Source organism: Pedobacter gandavensis, assembly GCF_032678465.1.
Classification (GTDB): Bacteria; Bacteroidota; Bacteroidia; order Sphingobacteriales; family Sphingobacteriaceae; genus Pedobacter; species Pedobacter gandavensis_B.
Map to the genome: position 1 here is coordinate 116,987 of NZ_JAVTSK010000004.1, position 15,155 is coordinate 132,141.

Sequence of the window (15,155 nt, forward strand, 5' to 3'; positions counted from 1 at the left end):
ATGTTCCAACGTATCATCACATTTTTTGAAAAGCAGAGTTTTGGGGTATGCACTTACCTTGCGGAACGCCTGAATATGTCGATCAGTAAAATCCGGCTGTTTTTCATTTATTCCTCTTTTTTGGCGGTTGGTTTTCCAATAATCTTTTACATCCTGGCCGCTTTGGTACTGGATGTCAGACATTATGTCAAAAAAATCCGGTTGCGAATCTGGGATGTTTAAACCTTTAGAATCGCAGCTATTTCTGGAAATCCTTTTTCCTCAGCAAGGTCTGTAGGCAATTTACCACCTTCCATTCGGATGTTTAGAGCAGCTCCATGTTCTAACAGCAGGATGATAATTTCAATATTCCCAGTTTGTGCAGCGGCATGTAGTGCGGTTAATCCTGCCTGTTGTTTTGCATTGACATCAGCTCCTGCCTCTAAAAGCATTTGGGTAATCGGAAAGCTTTTTGCTGCAACAGCGGAGTGAATCGGGAAAACACTAAATCCATTACTGGCAGGGATATTTGCATCAGCTCCTTTGAAAAGTAGCAAGCGGGTAATTTCTTCATGGCCGAAATAAGCGGCTAATCCTAAAGCTGTAAAGCCATCCTTTGAAGTGGTGTTCAGTAATTCAGGTTGTTGGAGGAGTAAATGCTCTGTTTCCTGATACTTGCCTAAAGCGCAGGCTTCGAATAGCGTAATGTTTTTAGAAAAACCAGCGATGATTCCTGCGGTAGCCGGTTTTTTATAGTAGCAAGCGAGTAAGAGTGGTGAAATCCCGTGACTGGTTTCCTGGCTGGTGAGCTCCGGGTGTTTGGTCAGTAAAACAGAAATCTCTTGTTTATTGTCTGTTTCTATTAGTTTTTCGAGCTGAGAGATGTCCATTGTTAGATTTAAATCTTAAAATACGGGAATAAATTAACAAATTTTAAATGACATCAGGATAAAAAAATTCCCGGCAGATATTTTTATCTGCCGGGAATAAACTTAAAACAAAACTTATCTCTAATTAAAACTTAAACGCTACTGATATGACTATGATATGGTTAGAAGGTTTAATGATGAACTTAGATTCTATTGATTTTATTTATTTAAGCAGGTAAGAAATTTTATTCCATACGCATACGTTTAAATGTATTTATAATAACTTAGTACATACAAGGATATGTTTTATATTTGTTGTGTATAATATTAGTCAGGAAAAATGTCGGTAAGGGGAAATCAATTCAGGTCCAATTCGTTTAAAAACGAATCTGGCGATAAACAGAGCTCGAAGTCAACAGCGTCCAGACCATCCAAAGAAAGATTTAACATCATGCCTCGACTGGACTTTCAGAATGGCAGATTGTTTAAGATCATCGGATTGGTCTTTGTGGTTTTGTCTTTATATTTTCTGATCGCTTTTACTTCTTATCTTTTCACCTGGCAGGACGATCATAGCTATGTGATTGATGCCAACGGTGGATGGGGGAATCTTTTTAAAACTTTTGAGGAGCTACAGCAAGTCAATATCAATCCGGTGGTTTCTAACTGGCTGGGAAAGATTGGCGCTTTATTGGCGCATCAGTTCATTTATGAATGGTTTGGTTTAGCTTCATTCTTATTCATTTTTGTATTTTTTGTGATCGGATATCGCCTATTGTTTAAGGTGAAAATCTTCTCTATTGAAAAAACACTCGCTTATAGCTTGTTCTTTTTATTGTTCATCTCACTTACCCTTGGTTTTGCCCATTCTTTCATTAGTGATGCGCCACATTACCTGGAGGGGGAGTTTGGTTTTTGGACAAATAAACTTTTGACTGCACAGATTGGCAAGGCTGGTGTAGCGGGTTTAATTGGCTTTTTAGGTTTATCTATCCTGATTATTGCCTATAATATTGATTTTAAACTGCCAGAGCGTAAAAAGAAGGAAAGTCTTGTTCCTGATCTTTCTGAAGAGGAAGTAGAAGAAACGGAAAATGAAATGCGATCAGGCTCAGTAGAATTTACTTTAAACGACCGCCTGGCGAGAGATCAAAGGAAAGCCCAACAGGTGGGGATTCAACCTTCCACACGGTTTGAAGAGCCTGAAGAAAGAGAAATTATTCCTGAACGTAGCGCTCCAATTTCTCCAATGGCCAATGTACAACTGGAAACTACACCTATCGTTCCGATTCCACCTGTGGTTCCGATACCGGCACCGATACCACCTGTAGTACCAGCAGCTCCAGTGATCAGAGATGTTGTAGAGATGCCGATGGAGGTCACTCCTGCTGCTGTACCTGAACTGGAATTAGAGCCAGAACCAGAGTTGGAAGATGAGCCTGAATTGGAATTGGTTATTGAAAAATCGGAGGAAGAGAAAACCTCTGACGAGCTGGTTAGGCAATTTGGTAATTATGATCCTACATTGGACCTTGCCAGCTATAAATATCCGGGTCTTGATTTATTAGAGAATTATGGCTCCAATAAGATTTCTGTGAATGCGGATGAATTGGAAGCGAATAAGAACAAAATTGTCAATACACTCCTTCATTACAATATTGAAATTGACAAGATTAAAGCAACGATTGGTCCAACAGTAACCTTATATGAGATTATACCGGCGCCAGGCGTAAGGATTTCCAAAATTAAAAATCTGGAAGATGATATCGCTTTAAGTTTAGCTGCTTTAGGGATCAGAATCATTGCACCAATGCCAGGGAAAGGAACCATTGGTATTGAGGTACCTAATTTGCATCCTGAAATGGTGTCTATGAAGAGCATTCTGGCTACAGAGAAATTCCAGAACACCACGATGGAGCTCCCAATTGCGATGGGTAAAACCATTTCTAATGAGGTTTATATAGGAGATCTGGCCAAAATGCCTCACTTATTGGTGGCCGGTGCTACCGGTCAGGGTAAGTCGGTAGGAATTAACTCTATTTTGGTTTCCCTGCTTTACAAAAAGCATCCTTCACAACTGAAATTTGTGTTGGTGGATCCAAAGAAGGTGGAGCTGACCTTGTTTAATAAAATTGAGCGTCACTTCCTGGCTAAACTTCCGGGCGAAGCGGATGCCATTATTACGGATACGAAAAAAGTGATTAATACTTTGAACTCACTTTGTATTGAGATGGATCAGCGTTATGATTTATTAAAAGATGCTCAGGTAAGAAACCTGAAAGAGTACAATGAAAAGTTTATCAAAAGAAAGCTGAATCCAAATAACTCACATCGTTTCCTTCCATACATTGTATTGATTGTTGATGAGTTTGCGGATTTGATGATGACTGCAGGTAAAGAGGTGGAAGCACCGATTGCCCGTTTGGCACAGTTGGCACGTGCGATTGGGATCCACCTGGTTTTGGCGACTCAACGTCCTTCGGTAAACATCATTACCGGTACAATTAAAGCGAATTTCCCTGCACGTCTGGCTTTTAGGGTATTGTCGAAGATTGACTCCAGAACAATCCTTGATAGCGGTGGTGCGGATCAGTTGATTGGTCGGGGAGATATGTTGTTGTCAACAGGAAATGACCTGATTCGTTTGCAGTGTGCATTTGTAGATACACCAGAAGTGGACCGTATTTCTGAGTTTATTGGTAATCAAAGAGGATATCCGGAAGCTTATCAACTTCCTGAATATATAGATGAGGCAGCAGAATCGGCTAAACTGGACTTCGATCCTAAAGATCGTGATTCAATGTTTGAGGATGCAGCGCGTTTAATTGTGATGCATCAGCAAGGTTCTACTTCTTTGATTCAAAGGAAGTTGAAGTTGGGGTATAATAGGGCTGGCAGGATTATCGATCAGTTGGAAGCTACGGGAGTAGTAGGTCCATTTGAAGGCAGTAAAGCCAGAGAGGTGCTCATTCCTGACGATTATGCTTTGGAACAGTTCTTGAATGACCTGAAGAACAATTAACACAGAAATAGAAATAGATGAAAAAAATGATATGGTCGTTGCTGGTATTGACAGGTTTTGGATTGTCTGGTTATGCACAGCAGGACGCAAAGGCGAAAGCAATATTGGCGGAGGTAAGTAAGAAATATCGTGCTGCGGAGGTCGTAAAAGCTGACTTTACTTTTACATTCGACAATCCGCAAGCAAAGCTAAAAGAGACTCAACAAGGAGCTTTAATCGTTAAGGCGAAATCCAATAAGTACCGCGTAACGATGACGAAGCAGGAATTGATTAGTGACGGTAAAACACAATGGACTTATTTAAAAGATGATAAGGAAGTACAGGTGACAGATGCAGATCACAGTAGTGATGCATTAAATCCTGCTCAAATTTTCACTATCTACGAGAAAGGTTTTAAATACGGCTATACCGGTGAAAGTAAGGTTGGAGGAAAGGTATATCAAATGATTGACCTGGCACCTGTAGACGTCAGCAAATCATACTTTAAGATCCGTTTAGGAATTGATAAACAGGCCAAACAGATTGGTACTGTTGTTATTTTTGATAAAGGCGGAAATAAATACAGCTATACCCTGAGCAAGACAGTGACAAATCTGAAAGTTCCGGAAAGTACTTTTTCTTTTGATCCAAAGAAGTATCCAGGAGTTGAAGTTGTAGACTTAAGGTAATTTGTTATTTTTGAAGATATGGTCTCAATTCATCAATTTTGAAAGTTACATTTTTAGGAACAGGTACCTCCCAGGGGATTCCGGTGATCACTTGCAATTGTGCTGTTTGTCAGTCGACAGACCATAAGAACAAGCGATTAAGGGTTTCCGTATTGGTTGAAATGGGAGATAAGACGATCGTTATTGATAGCGGACCTGATTTCAGGTACCAGATGTTACGCGCAAATGTCAAAGACCTGGATGCCATTCTTTATACGCATGAGCACAAAGACCATGTGGCTGGTTTAGATGATATCAGACCTTTTAATTATTTATTAAAGAAGAACATTGATATTTATGCGACTACCCGTGTTCAGGAAGCCTTAAAAAGAGAGTTTTCTTATATTTTCGCAGAAAACCATTATCCTGGATTGCCGCAGATTGATTTACATACGATCAGTGATCAGCCATTCGAAATTGGCAATACCAGGGTGATTCCATTGAATATTATGCATTATAAATTGCCAATTCTAGGCTTTAGAATTCATGATTTCACTTATATTACTGATGCCAAAACGATATCTGAGGAAACAATTGCCAAAGTAAAAGGCTCCAGAGTTTTGGTGATCAATGCTTTGCAGCACGAAGAACATATATCTCATTTTACTTTAGAAGAGGCCATAGAATTTGCGCAAAAGATTGGTGCAGAGACTACTTATCTGACGCATATCAGTCATAATTTAGGCCTGCATGAGGAAGTAGAAAAAAAATTACCAAAAAATATTAAATTAGCCTATGATGGCTTAAGTATATTCTGCGAATAAATATATATTTGCAGGACAAATACCCAGGTGGCGAAATTGGTAGACGCACCACCTTGAGGGGGTGGCGCTTGCAAAGGCGTGGCAGTTCGAATCTGCTTCTGGGTACAGCCGGACTTTGAACATTTCAAAGTCCGGCTTTTTTTATGAAAAATCGATGTTTTTAGCTGTTTGAAAATTGTTTAAAGTATTCCTGCTCATGGCTCAGCATTTGTATCATCCATACATTTCATACAATGTATTAAAGATCAATCCATCATTATCATGTTGTTGCCAAAAGTCCTGTATGGTATATATAGTTTCGATCCTTTCGTTTTCAGGTCCAAATTGATAGTCAGTGAGAATACAGGTTTTCTTAATAGGTGATTTGTCAAGCGCTGTTTTTAATAGTTTATCGATGTCGGCCTTATATTGATCCAAGAACCTAAATCTGAACTGTTGACTTGCTCCGCTATCATAAATTGGGTTATCCAAATTGTTGATTGGTATTGTAATTTCTTCATTTGATTCAATACTCCAATCAACTATCTCGCCGGCATAAAATCCACCATCTTTTTGATTTTTAAAGTCAGGGTTACCAACATGAACTATAGTTCCACTTTGTTGTCGAAGCAATTCATAAAAAAGTCCCCGATGACTTTCAAGCTTATTTTCTTCAATTATTGTTATCTCAAAGTCAGTTTGGTTCAATCCAAGTCCTGTCGAATTAATTGAAACTATTTCTATTGTAGGCATTGCTATTTTATCTTGAAATATAGATGTTTAAATATATGTAATTCATATTAACTCATAAGTTTTATTATACATTTTGGATTCTTCTTAAAATTTAACTTCTTCTTAAAATTTAACGTTGCATTGATTGTTTTCTATAAATTATGGAATGTGAGCATCTATTTTGAAGAAATCAGAGGTATCTTAGCTGCAGCCAGACAAAACGCTTACACTGCTGTGAACTCAACAATGGTTCAGGCATATTGGCTTATCGGAAAACGTATTGTTGAGCAAGAATAGCATGGTGAAGAAAGAGCCTTTTATGGAGAAGGTTTATTGTAGGAAATTTCTAAAGCGCTGACAGTTGAATTTGGCAAAGGCTTTTCTTACTCAATTTTTATAATTTCAGATATCTAAACCAGAATTTTACGGTAATGTACCATCACCTGGTCAAAACATATTTTTAGCCATTCTGTATAGATCGTATTATTTTCGACCAGATCTAAGGCCAATACTTCCATTGCAACGTATTTGAAGTCGGCAACTTCAGCTGGATTAGGAATTGGCAGCGTATCAGTTAGGCCGAAATAAACATGGTCATATTCATTTTCAATCAATCCGTTTTCAACTTCTGCACGATAAGAAAAGCTAAATATAGGATTAAGTGTACATTCCATTCCCATTTCTTCTTTCAGTCTTCTATGTGCCGCCTCTGCGGTAAGTTCTCCTGGTCTGGGGTGACTACAACAGGTATTGGTCCATTTTCCTGCTGAATGATATTTATCAAGTGCGCGTTGTTGCAATAAAAGTTGTCCGGAACTGTTAAAGATAAAAATTGAGAATGCCCGATGGAGTCTGCCATCAAGATGTGCCTTGAGTTTTGGCATCTTTCCTATGGGAAGATCATTTTCGTCAACCAGTATCACTTCTTCTTCTCTCATTAAATTTATATTTTATCTGTAAGCAGTAATTTTTGTACCTAAAAATGGGTAATTGTAAAGGTCATCATTTTTTAATTTAATCGGAAAAGCAATGCTTTTTTGATTTCGCTTTTCTTTCCTAGTTTTCTTTGATGAAGTTATAGTCGACGCTTTGTCCATCCCCGGAAATTACTGCTTTTAAATATTTTCCATTTCTTTTATAACTGATCTTTTTCGGGAAGTCATGTTGAGGATTCTCGCAGGTAAATCCATTTGGGATTAATTCTGTGATTTTAAAAAATGTGGCTTCCTTTTCGCCAGTAACCGACACCACGAAATAGAGTTCTTTACCTTTGAATTGAAACTCCATATTTTCTATGAACAGGATTTCCTTTCCCTTTAGGGTAACACCCTTTCCACTGAGTTTTGAGTCAGAAGATTTCGTCCAGATTTCATAACCCGATTGTCCGGATTTTGCATTTGTACGAAGCCATTTGCCGGTTATCCATTCCAAATTCTGAATTTTGCTTTCCTGTCCATTTGCAATATGGATGAATAGGAAGGCGAAAATAATGAAGAGTGTTTTAAATTTGCTCATGATGTTTTTTATTTCAAAAATAGGGGCATTTAAAAAGCTTGTATTGTACAAAACCGACTTGTTACTTCTCCGCTTTGTTTAAAAAGAAATTTGCCATGTTTTTTTCTTCAAAAAAATAATGGGAAGGGTCTTCTCCTGTAAAGGCTTTAAAGTTTCTTATAAAATGGGACTGATCATAATAACCCGATCTGAATACGATTTCAGACCAGGAACAATCTTTAGTTTTTAAGAGTTGAAAAATATAGTTGAAGCGTATAATACGGGAATAATATTTTGGAGAAAGACCCACATACCTTTTGAACAAACGTTCCAGTTGTCGTTCGCCTAGCTTGGAAACAGCAATCATTTCAGCAACACTCGCCATTCCATTACTGCTAAATATCAAGGAAAGAGTGTTTTTAATAGGGTTATCACTTGCCGTATGGCAACGGGAAATAAAGTAATTGTCTAAAATTTGTTTCAGCTCTGCCTCATCTTTAAAGGGGAATATGATCTCTTTAAGATGAGCAAGTTCAGGATTTGGAAAGGTGTCCAGGTCTACAATTTTATCCAGGTATTGATGCATGTTTAAAGAAAACAATTGGCTTAATGCTGCTGGCTTTAACTTAATGGCAACAGATGCTGTTGGCCCGGTATTTTCCAGATAAAAATAACTACTGATCTGGCCAGCAAGCAGATTTGGAGTTTGTAAACACCAGTCTTCTTTGGTTTTTGATTTATACACACTCCCATAATTGAAAATGAGTTCCGTAAAGCCATCGGGTATGATTTTTTCAATGCTCGGCTGTGTCTCTTCGGATTGCATGGTCCAATAACATTCAATGAATTCACTCAGGTCGGGATGTGCTTCAATTCTACTGAAATTCATGATGTAAAATAAGAAATATCCCGGAGGAATGATCAGCGATAGGGAGGGGTTTATAGTTTTTATAAGTTGCTTGCTGATGTATAATGTTGATTTACTGATATTTCTTCCATTATACTTGGTAAAATATGATAAATTTGCAGTCCATTAATTTTTTGGAAGGAATTTTTATATCTACTATGCTCGCTAATCAATCAGGTGAAACCGCTAATAATCTTCGCAAACTTTTTGTTTTATTTCTTGCATTTACCTTTCTCATCGCAGCTGGCTCATTGTTGCTGAGGCATTCGATCTTTAAAAAACTGGATACTTTAGCAGAGCAATTGCGTGGGCATGCCCAGAATCAAGAAATCAGTAATATCCTGCTCGATCTAAACGGAGCGGAAAGCGATTTTCAACAGGCCATTTTATATGGGGAGAATCAAAAGCTGGAAGATTATAAATCTAAATTGACCCGAACCTTTAATCAGATTGAAGTGATTCTGAAAAAGTATGACCTGGACAGTACACGGATGTTATCTGCGAATAAATCGCAATTGGGAAAAGCCTTTGATGATAAATTGTCGATTTCTAATGAAATTTTTAGCCTCAAACATAACTTTGATTCTCTGCTGAGGATTACAAACATTCAAAATATTGGAGGGCAACCTTCCAAAGATCTTATTGAAAAGTATAAGTTCAATACTGTAAAGAAAAGTGTCGGTAAAGCAGATACCACTGTACGTGTTATCAAGCCTGAACCGAAGAAAAAAGGGTTGTTTAAGCGATTGCAGGACGCCATAGAGAATAAGCAGGAGGTGGCACAGTCTGTTAAAGTAGTTACTGTAAATCGTGAAAAGCAGGTCAGGGATTCTGTGAACAGGTCTATACTCAGGAAGCAAAGCCACTCGCAGGGAGATATTCTCAGAAAATTGAATGAAGAAAATGGACGGCTGGCAAAATCCAATCAACAATTGATCTCAGCAAATCTAAGTTTGGTCATTCAACTGCATCAGTTGGTACAGGAGCTGAAAGATATTCAGTTGAATGATTGGGAAAAAGCCAGAACGGAAATGCTCAACCAGTACCAATCGGCTACGAAAGATATGAATAATTTTACCGGAGTAGCCATCGTGATGATCCTGATCTTTATTGTGTTGTTGATCATTTATATCCGTAAAGCAGGTAAATCCGAAGACAACTATATTCGTGAAAATGAACGTGCTGTGGCATTGGCAGAACAAAAATCAGAGATGCTGGCGATCATGAGTCATGAGATTAGAAATCCTTTAACTACCATTACCGGTTTGATTTTCCTGTTAAACCGTAGCCCGCTGAATGAAGATCAGAAAAAGAAATTAAACGCTATCAATTTATCTTCGAGTATGCTGATGGATACCATCAACGATATTCTTGATGTGAGTAAAATTGATCACCAGAAAGAAACTGCTTTGAAAAAAGTTTCTTTTCAACCTTGTGTAGAGATCAAAGAAACCATTGCTGCGATGACTTTTATTGCGGAAAGAAAGCAAATCTCTTTAGCTGCGGAATTTACCGGTCAGGAAGAAGGCCTGGTAATGGGCGATCCTTTTAGGTTAAAACAAATCATGCTCAACCTGATGAACAATGCGGTGAAATATACGGATCAGGGTGGAGTAACTGTAAAAGTAGATTTGAATTTAACAGACGCAAATACTATGCTGCTGAAAGTGAGTATCATTGATACTGGTATAGGCATCCCTAAAGATCAACAGGGAAAACTCTTTACCCGGTATTATCAGGCCAACAAATCATCTGGGAAACCTGGTACAGGATTAGGCCTTTACATCTGTAAACAGCTGATTGAACTTCAAAATGGACACATCAGCGTGGAAAGTGAAGCCGGAAAAGGTGCTCATTTTAAGTTTGATATCCCTTATCAAATAGCGGAATAACAAACAATGCGCTAATTTTACTGTTGCTTATTTATTCTAGGGGCTATTTAGTAACTTTAGATACATTTAAAATATGAAATATGAGATACATTTCACTGTTACTTCTATTCACCGCAATTTCTTTTTCCGGATTTGCTCAGACAAGCGATGCTATTTTGGGGCAATGGGTTAATTCTTCAGGTGAAGCGCACATTGACATTTTTAAAAAAGGAGATCGCTTTTTTGGTAAAATTGTCTGGTTAAAAGAGCCAAAAGACGATAAGGGCAATCCTAAGCTGGATGTGAAAAACCCTTCGGATAATTTAAAATCGAGACCGGTATTAGGCATGGAAATGCTGAAGGACTTTGTGTATGACAATGGTAAATGGGTAGATGGAACCATTTATGATCCAAAAGTAGGAAAAACGTATAGCTGTAACATGAGTCTGAAAAGCAATGGAGACTTGAATGTTAGAGGCTACATTGGAATTTCATTAATAGGTAGAACGGATGTGTGGAAAAGGTTTAAATAAATGAAGAGAATTATTTTTTGTTTGTTGTTTTTGCCGCTGTTTTCATTTTCACAGACCTACGACTTGATTCCACTTAGTTCAGGGGAAAACACGAGTTTACGGGGAATGAGTGTGGTTTCTGGGGAAGTGGCCTGGGTAAGTGGGAGTAACGGTCATATCGGTAAAACTACAGATGCAGGTAAAACCTGGGAATGGATCAAACCTGCTGGATTTGAAAAACTGGATTTTAGAGATATCGAAGCATTTGATGCGGATAGGGCAATTGTTGTAAATGCAGGTTCCCCTGCATATATTTTGCAAACTGCTGATGGAGGAAAAACCTGGACCGAGCGCTATAAGAACCTGGATTCTGCTATATTTTTGGATGGCATGGGTTTTTGGAACGATCAGCGGGGTATTGTTTTTGGTGATCCGATCAATAGTAAAATGCAGTTGTTAAGGACGATTGATGGTGGAAGTTCATGGAATGACATTTCTGAAAACCTCCATGCCAAAATGGGTATCGGAGAAGCGGCTTTTGCAGCCAGTGGAACCACTATTAAAACGATAGGTAATGGCAAAGTATGGATTGCCACTGGAGGAAAAGTTTCCAATATTTATTATTCCAGTAACTATGGTTCTACCTGGCAAGTGTTTGAATGTCCGATTTTGCAGGGAGAAAATAGTACAGGACCATTTTCTATGGACTTTTATGATGAAGATCATGGAGTAATTGTAGGAGGGGATTACCTGAAAGATAAAGAAAATGAAAATAATGTTTTACTCACCAGTAATGGTGGTAAAACCTGGATAAAGCCTGCTAAACCAGTGGATGGCTACCGCTCCGGAGTCATTTATATCAATGATAAAACTTTAGTGGCTACTGGTAGTTCAGGCACTGATGTTTCTTCTGATGGTGGTAGAAACTGGTATAACATCTCGGTGGTGAGTATGAATGTAATTCAAAAATCTAAAGCCGGTGATTTAATCCTGCTTGCAGGGAATAAAGGGCAGATTTATCGCTTAACTATAACTCCAAAATAATTCCATGCTAAGTAAAGTTCACCACATTGCAATTATCTGCAGTGATTACCATGTTTCTAAGTCTTTTTATACAGATGTATTGGGATTAACCATTATCAGGGAGGTGTACAGGGAAGAAAGAGATTCTTATAAACTCGATCTTGCATTAAACGGCGAGTATGTGATTGAGCTTTTTTCTTTTCCAAATCCACCTGAACGACCTACCAGACCGGAATCACTGGGGTTGAGACACCTCGCTTTTCAGGTAGATGATTTGGAAAAGGTAATTCAGGTATTGAAAGAAAAAGAAGTCCTGTCTGAACCCATTAGAATTGATGAGTTTACAAACAAGCGTTTTACCTTTATTGCTGATCCTGATTTACTCCCAATAGAGTTCTATGAAAAATAATTTTTTTAAGTTGGATACAATAATCAGCTGATTTAGTCGTCTTATATATGAGAGCGTTAATTTAGATGACGGGGATGTGGCTGGAAGCTATATCCCCGTTTCTTTTTGCCCTTAATTTTCCAATGGAAAATAAAAAGAAAGCCTGTCCGGAGACAAGCTTTTAATGACGTCATGGGCGGATTCGAACCGCCGTGAAAGGTTTTGCAGACCCATACCTAACCACTCGGCCACATGACTATGATTGAGCTGATCTGCCTACAGCAGCAAATATATATAAAGTATACTAATTTAGTAGTCTTTATTTTAAAATACTTTACCAACTGTCTTTTTAAGTACTAAGAGTGGATTTATTAACCAATAATCTTGTCCGTAGTAGCGGGTTTTAGTAGATGATCTGGATTCAGCAGACTTTTTAGTAGATCAGTAGAGGCTTGCTCCTGACTGATGAGGTCTTGTAGACTCACTCTGTCCAGCAATTGATCTACCGTCAATTGTATCATTTGCCAAAGAGATCTGATGGAGCAGTCTACAGAATTTGTGCATAGTTTCTCAGCACCAGGATATTCTTCGCAGAAATTTTTACTAAATAGTGCCCCTCCAAGTACTTTTAAAACCTGATTGATGTTGATTTCTGCGGCAGGTAAGGCCAATACATAGCCCCCTTTATTTCCGGGCGTACTATACAGATACCCTGCAATTCGCAATATTCTGCTCAGTTTGCTCACATATGCTACGGACAGACCTTCCACCTCGCTTAATGCCGGGATACTGATGCCTTCTTTCTGATCCGACCGTGCTACACGGAGCAATATCCGCAAGCCATACTCTTCTTGTGCTGTAATTTTCATGTGATTCCTTCTGTTGGTACTTTACATCATTCCCAATTCAAATTTAGCAGTTTCCGACATCATATCCCTGTTCCAGGGAGGAGACCATGTCACAACAACGGATACTTCATTTACCCCTTCAATCTTTTTCAACTTTTCCTCTACTTCCAGAGGGATGCTTTGTGCTGCCGGGCAACCAGGAGCGGTCAATGTCATCACAATCTGGACATTATTAAAGGGGGGCATGATCTCTGTTTCATAGATGAGGCCAAGTTCATAAATGCTGACTGGTATTTCCGGATCATATATGGTCTGCAGGCAGTCTATTACTTTTTGTTTCAATTCTTCTTTGTCCATGATCTATTTATTTTCAAGTTCTTCAATGGATTGATAAGCCAGCGCATAATTTTTCATTTGTTTGATCATCGCCAATAATCCGTTAGATCTGGTCTGCGCGAGGTGACTAAACATGCCGATCTCTTTAATGAATTCCAGCCTGGCTTCCAGAATGGCTTTGGGTGATTGCCCGGAAAGTACTTTAATGAGCATGCTGACCAGGCCTTTTACAATCATCGCATCACTATCAGCCCTGAAAAACACCCGACCATTTTGATAGTCAGCGATCAGCCATACATTGGATTGACAGCCTTTTATTTTGTGATCATTCGTTTTAAGGGCATCTTCTAATGGAGGCAATTGTTTTCCTAAATCAATCAGGTATTCATACTTATCTTCCCAGTTTTCAAACATAGAAAAGTCTGCAATGATTTCACTTTCAATTTCGGAGATGTTCTTTTGATTCATCAGGATAGCATTTTAATGGATTTATAAAGTCCTGCAACGAGGAGATCTATTTCTTCTTTTGTATTGTAAAGTGCAAAAGATGCTCTAATGGTACCAGGAATACCAAATCTTTTCATGAGTGGTTGAGTGCAATGGTGACCTGTTCTCAAGGCTATGCCCTGATGGTCAAGTAATACGCCCACATCATGCGGATGCATGTTCTTGAGGACAAACGAAATGAGACTTACTTTCTCTTTTGCTTGACCAATGATTTGCAGTTCAGGGATATTTTCCAGCTGTGCTGTCGCATAATCGAGTAACTCATTTTCATGTTTTCTGATCTGATCTTTTCCTATGCTTTTGATAAAATCTAAAGCGGTTTTTAAGGCAATGGTATCTGCAATGTTCGGGGTGCCGGCTTCATATTTATAAGGAAGATCGTTATAGGTGGTCAGCTCAAAACTGACCTCTTTGATCATTTCTCCTCCTCCCTGAAAAACCGGCATTTGTTCCAGTAATTGTTTTTTACCATACAAAACTCCAATTCCGGTAGGAGCGTATAGTTTATGTCCGGAAAAGGCAAAGAAATCACAATCCAAATCCTGTACATTGATATCCAGATGTACCGCAGATTGCGCTGCATCTACCAGAACTTTTGCACCAAACTGATGTGCGAGCTCAATCATTTCCTTTACCGGATTGACTGTTCCCAATGCATTGGATACTTGTACAATGGCCACCAGCTTCGTTTTTTCTGTAAGTAGTAAGCGGTAATCTTCCATAGAAAGTTCGCCATTATCCAGCACAGGAATCACTTTTAAAACAGCAGCTTTCTCCTGACAAAGGATTTGCCATGGAACAATATTAGAATGGTGTTCCATTCCGGAGATCAGAATTTCATCACCGGGCCCAATATTTTGTCGGCCCCAGGTATAGGCAACCAGGTTGATCCCTTCCGTTGTTCCGCGGCTGAAGATAATTTCTTCTACTGCTGCTGCACCGATGAACTCCTGAACGGCATGGCGACTGGCTTCATAAGCTAATGTAGCCTCTTCTGCTAAAGTATGTATGCCGCGGTGGATATTGGCATTATAGCGGGAGTAATAGTCGCTTATTGCATCAATTACGCATTGAGGCTTTTGAGCAGTTGCAGCATTATCAAAATAAATCAGATTTTGATCATTCACCTTTCTGCTCAGGATAGGGAATTGTGTTCTTATGGCTTGAACATCGAATGCTATTTTTTTCTGTTCAATATTGGACTGGGAAGCTTTCAT

Annotated in this window: 18 protein-coding genes and 2 tRNA genes; 10 read left to right on the top strand and 10 right to left on the bottom strand. The window is 38.7% G+C overall.

Annotated features, from left to right (window positions below; genetic code table 11):
* Entirely contained in the window at positions 1–222 is a 222-nt protein-coding gene (locus R2Q94_RS09080) for a PspC domain-containing protein (RefSeq protein WP_316821145.1), read from the top strand.
* Here the strand turns inward: R2Q94_RS09080 and R2Q94_RS09085 are convergent.
* Positions 219–869 (bottom strand): ankyrin repeat domain-containing protein, encoded by a 651-nt coding sequence (locus R2Q94_RS09085; protein WP_316821146.1) that lies wholly within the window; start codon positions 867–869, stop codon positions 219–221. The genes R2Q94_RS09080 and R2Q94_RS09085 overlap by 4 nt on opposite strands.
* A gap of 319 nt (positions 870–1,188) precedes the next feature.
* Here R2Q94_RS09085 and R2Q94_RS09090 point away from each other — a divergent pair, with 319 nt between their 5' ends.
* The 4 genes from R2Q94_RS09090 to R2Q94_RS09105 all read left to right on the top strand — a co-directional run bounded on the left by R2Q94_RS09090 (position 1,189) and on the right by R2Q94_RS09105 (position 5,446).
* Positions 1,189–3,870 (top strand): FtsK/SpoIIIE family DNA translocase, encoded by a 2,682-nt coding sequence (locus tag R2Q94_RS09090; RefSeq protein WP_316821147.1) that lies wholly within the window; start codon positions 1,189–1,191, stop codon positions 3,868–3,870.
* A 17-nt stretch (positions 3,871–3,887) separates the two neighbouring features.
* Entirely contained in the window at positions 3,888–4,538 is a 651-nt protein-coding gene (locus R2Q94_RS09095; protein ID WP_316821148.1) for an outer membrane lipoprotein carrier protein LolA, read from the top strand.
* 38 nt (positions 4,539–4,576) lie between these two features.
* Positions 4,577–5,341 carry an MBL fold metallo-hydrolase gene (locus R2Q94_RS09100; RefSeq protein ID WP_316821149.1) on the top strand — a complete coding sequence of 255 codons (765 nt, stop codon included), beginning with the start codon at positions 4,577–4,579 and terminating at the stop codon, positions 5,339–5,341.
* 21 nt (positions 5,342–5,362) lie between these two features.
* Positions 5,363–5,446, top strand: a tRNA-Leu gene (locus R2Q94_RS09105).
* A gap of 108 nt (positions 5,447–5,554) precedes the next feature.
* Here the strand turns inward: R2Q94_RS09105 and R2Q94_RS09110 are convergent.
* Positions 5,555–6,073, bottom strand: a complete 519-nt coding sequence (locus R2Q94_RS09110; RefSeq protein WP_316821150.1) for a hypothetical protein — start codon at positions 6,071–6,073, stop codon at positions 5,555–5,557.
* A gap of 147 nt (positions 6,074–6,220) precedes the next feature.
* Here R2Q94_RS09110 and R2Q94_RS22215 point away from each other — a divergent pair, with 147 nt between their 5' ends.
* Positions 6,221–6,349 (top strand): DUF1016 N-terminal domain-containing protein, encoded by a 129-nt coding sequence (locus R2Q94_RS22215; protein ID WP_410478537.1) that lies wholly within the window; start codon positions 6,221–6,223, stop codon positions 6,347–6,349.
* 113 nt (positions 6,350–6,462) lie between these two features.
* Here the strand turns inward: R2Q94_RS22215 and idi are convergent, their stop codons facing one another.
* The 3 genes from idi to R2Q94_RS09125 all read right to left on the bottom strand — a co-directional run bounded on the left by idi (position 6,463) and on the right by R2Q94_RS09125 (position 8,435).
* On the bottom strand, positions 6,463–6,990 hold the full coding sequence (idi, locus tag R2Q94_RS09115) for an isopentenyl-diphosphate Delta-isomerase (RefSeq protein ID WP_316821151.1): 528 nt from the start codon (positions 6,988–6,990) through the stop codon (positions 6,463–6,465).
* Positions 6,991–7,108: 118 nt separating this feature from the next.
* Entirely contained in the window at positions 7,109–7,567 is a 459-nt protein-coding gene (locus R2Q94_RS09120) for a DUF6265 family protein (protein WP_316821152.1), read from the bottom strand.
* Positions 7,568–7,628: 61 nt separating this feature from the next.
* Positions 7,629–8,435 carry a helix-turn-helix domain-containing protein gene (locus tag R2Q94_RS09125; protein ID WP_316821153.1) on the bottom strand — a complete coding sequence of 269 codons (807 nt, stop codon included), beginning with the start codon at positions 8,433–8,435 and terminating at the stop codon, positions 7,629–7,631.
* A gap of 176 nt (positions 8,436–8,611) precedes the next feature.
* On the opposite strand from R2Q94_RS09125, the gene R2Q94_RS09130 reads away from it, so the two are divergent.
* The 4 genes from R2Q94_RS09130 to R2Q94_RS09145 all read left to right on the top strand — a co-directional run bounded on the left by R2Q94_RS09130 (position 8,612) and on the right by R2Q94_RS09145 (position 12,268).
* A complete protein-coding gene (locus tag R2Q94_RS09130; RefSeq protein ID WP_316821154.1) occupies positions 8,612–10,345 on the top strand; it encodes a HAMP domain-containing sensor histidine kinase in 1,734 nt (577 codons plus the stop codon).
* Between the two features lie 80 nt (positions 10,346–10,425).
* The gene (locus R2Q94_RS09135; protein WP_316821155.1) at positions 10,426–10,857 is read left to right on the top strand and encodes a DUF2147 domain-containing protein; all 432 of its coding nucleotides are present in this window, start codon (positions 10,426–10,428) and stop codon (positions 10,855–10,857) included.
* Positions 10,858–11,880 carry a WD40/YVTN/BNR-like repeat-containing protein gene (locus R2Q94_RS09140; RefSeq protein WP_316821156.1) on the top strand — a complete coding sequence of 341 codons (1,023 nt, stop codon included), beginning with the start codon at positions 10,858–10,860 and terminating at the stop codon, positions 11,878–11,880.
* A gap of 4 nt (positions 11,881–11,884) precedes the next feature.
* Positions 11,885–12,268, top strand: coding sequence for a VOC family protein (locus R2Q94_RS09145; protein ID WP_316821157.1), 384 nt, complete (start codon positions 11,885–11,887; stop codon positions 12,266–12,268).
* 166 nt (positions 12,269–12,434) lie between these two features.
* Here R2Q94_RS09145 and R2Q94_RS09150 read toward each other — a convergent pair.
* The 5 genes from R2Q94_RS09150 to R2Q94_RS09170 all read right to left on the bottom strand — a co-directional run bounded on the left by R2Q94_RS09150 (position 12,435) and on the right by R2Q94_RS09170 (position 15,155).
* A tRNA-Cys gene (locus tag R2Q94_RS09150) sits at positions 12,435–12,505 on the bottom strand.
* A 113-nt stretch (positions 12,506–12,618) separates the two neighbouring features.
* Positions 12,619–13,116: an Rrf2 family transcriptional regulator gene (locus R2Q94_RS09155; RefSeq protein ID WP_316821158.1), complete on the bottom strand. Its 498-nt coding sequence runs from the start codon at positions 13,114–13,116 to the stop codon at positions 12,619–12,621.
* Between the two features lie 21 nt (positions 13,117–13,137).
* The gene (locus tag R2Q94_RS09160) at positions 13,138–13,452 is read right to left on the bottom strand and encodes an iron-sulfur cluster assembly protein (RefSeq protein ID WP_316821159.1); all 315 of its coding nucleotides are present in this window, start codon (positions 13,450–13,452) and stop codon (positions 13,138–13,140) included.
* Between the two features lie 3 nt (positions 13,453–13,455).
* Entirely contained in the window at positions 13,456–13,899 is a 444-nt protein-coding gene (locus tag R2Q94_RS09165; protein WP_316821160.1) for a SufE family protein, read from the bottom strand.
* On the bottom strand, positions 13,899–15,155 hold the full coding sequence (locus tag R2Q94_RS09170) for a cysteine desulfurase (protein WP_316821161.1): 1,257 nt from the start codon (positions 15,153–15,155) through the stop codon (positions 13,899–13,901). The genes R2Q94_RS09165 and R2Q94_RS09170 overlap by 1 nt, the downstream gene beginning before the upstream one ends.

Coding starts and splice junctions, on each gene's coding strand:
- R2Q94_RS09165 (WP_316821160.1), bottom strand. CDS start 13,899: ATGAATCAAAAGAACATCTCCGAAATTGAAAGTGAAATCATTGCAGAC.
- R2Q94_RS09090 (WP_316821147.1), top strand. CDS start 1,189: ATGTCGGTAAGGGGAAATCAATTCAGGTCCAATTCGTTTAAAAACGAA.
- R2Q94_RS09110 (WP_316821150.1), bottom strand. CDS start 6,073: ATGCCTACAATAGAAATAGTTTCAATTAATTCGACAGGACTTGGATTG.
- R2Q94_RS09160 (WP_316821159.1), bottom strand. CDS start 13,452: ATGGACAAAGAAGAATTGAAACAAAAAGTAATAGACTGCCTGCAGACC.
- R2Q94_RS09080 (WP_316821145.1), top strand. CDS start 1: ATGTTCCAACGTATCATCACATTTTTTGAAAAGCAGAGTTTTGGGGTA.
- R2Q94_RS09155 (WP_316821158.1), bottom strand. CDS start 13,116: ATGAAAATTACAGCACAAGAAGAGTATGGCTTGCGGATATTGCTCCGT.
- R2Q94_RS09085 (WP_316821146.1), bottom strand. CDS start 869: ATGGACATCTCTCAGCTCGAAAAACTAATAGAAACAGACAATAAACAA.
- R2Q94_RS09120 (WP_316821152.1), bottom strand. CDS start 7,567: ATGAGCAAATTTAAAACACTCTTCATTATTTTCGCCTTCCTATTCATC.
- R2Q94_RS09130 (WP_316821154.1), top strand. CDS start 8,612: ATGCTCGCTAATCAATCAGGTGAAACCGCTAATAATCTTCGCAAACTT.
- R2Q94_RS09170 (WP_316821161.1), bottom strand. CDS start 15,155: ATGAAAGCTTCCCAGTCCAATATTGAACAGAAAAAAATAGCATTCGAT.
- R2Q94_RS09135 (WP_316821155.1), top strand. CDS start 10,426: ATGAGATACATTTCACTGTTACTTCTATTCACCGCAATTTCTTTTTCC.
- R2Q94_RS09095 (WP_316821148.1), top strand. CDS start 3,888: ATGAAAAAAATGATATGGTCGTTGCTGGTATTGACAGGTTTTGGATTG.
- R2Q94_RS09140 (WP_316821156.1), top strand. CDS start 10,858: ATGAAGAGAATTATTTTTTGTTTGTTGTTTTTGCCGCTGTTTTCATTT.
- idi (WP_316821151.1), bottom strand. CDS start 6,990: ATGAGAGAAGAAGAAGTGATACTGGTTGACGAAAATGATCTTCCCATA.
- R2Q94_RS09145 (WP_316821157.1), top strand. CDS start 11,885: ATGCTAAGTAAAGTTCACCACATTGCAATTATCTGCAGTGATTACCAT.
- R2Q94_RS09125 (WP_316821153.1), bottom strand. CDS start 8,435: ATGAATTTCAGTAGAATTGAAGCACATCCCGACCTGAGTGAATTCATT.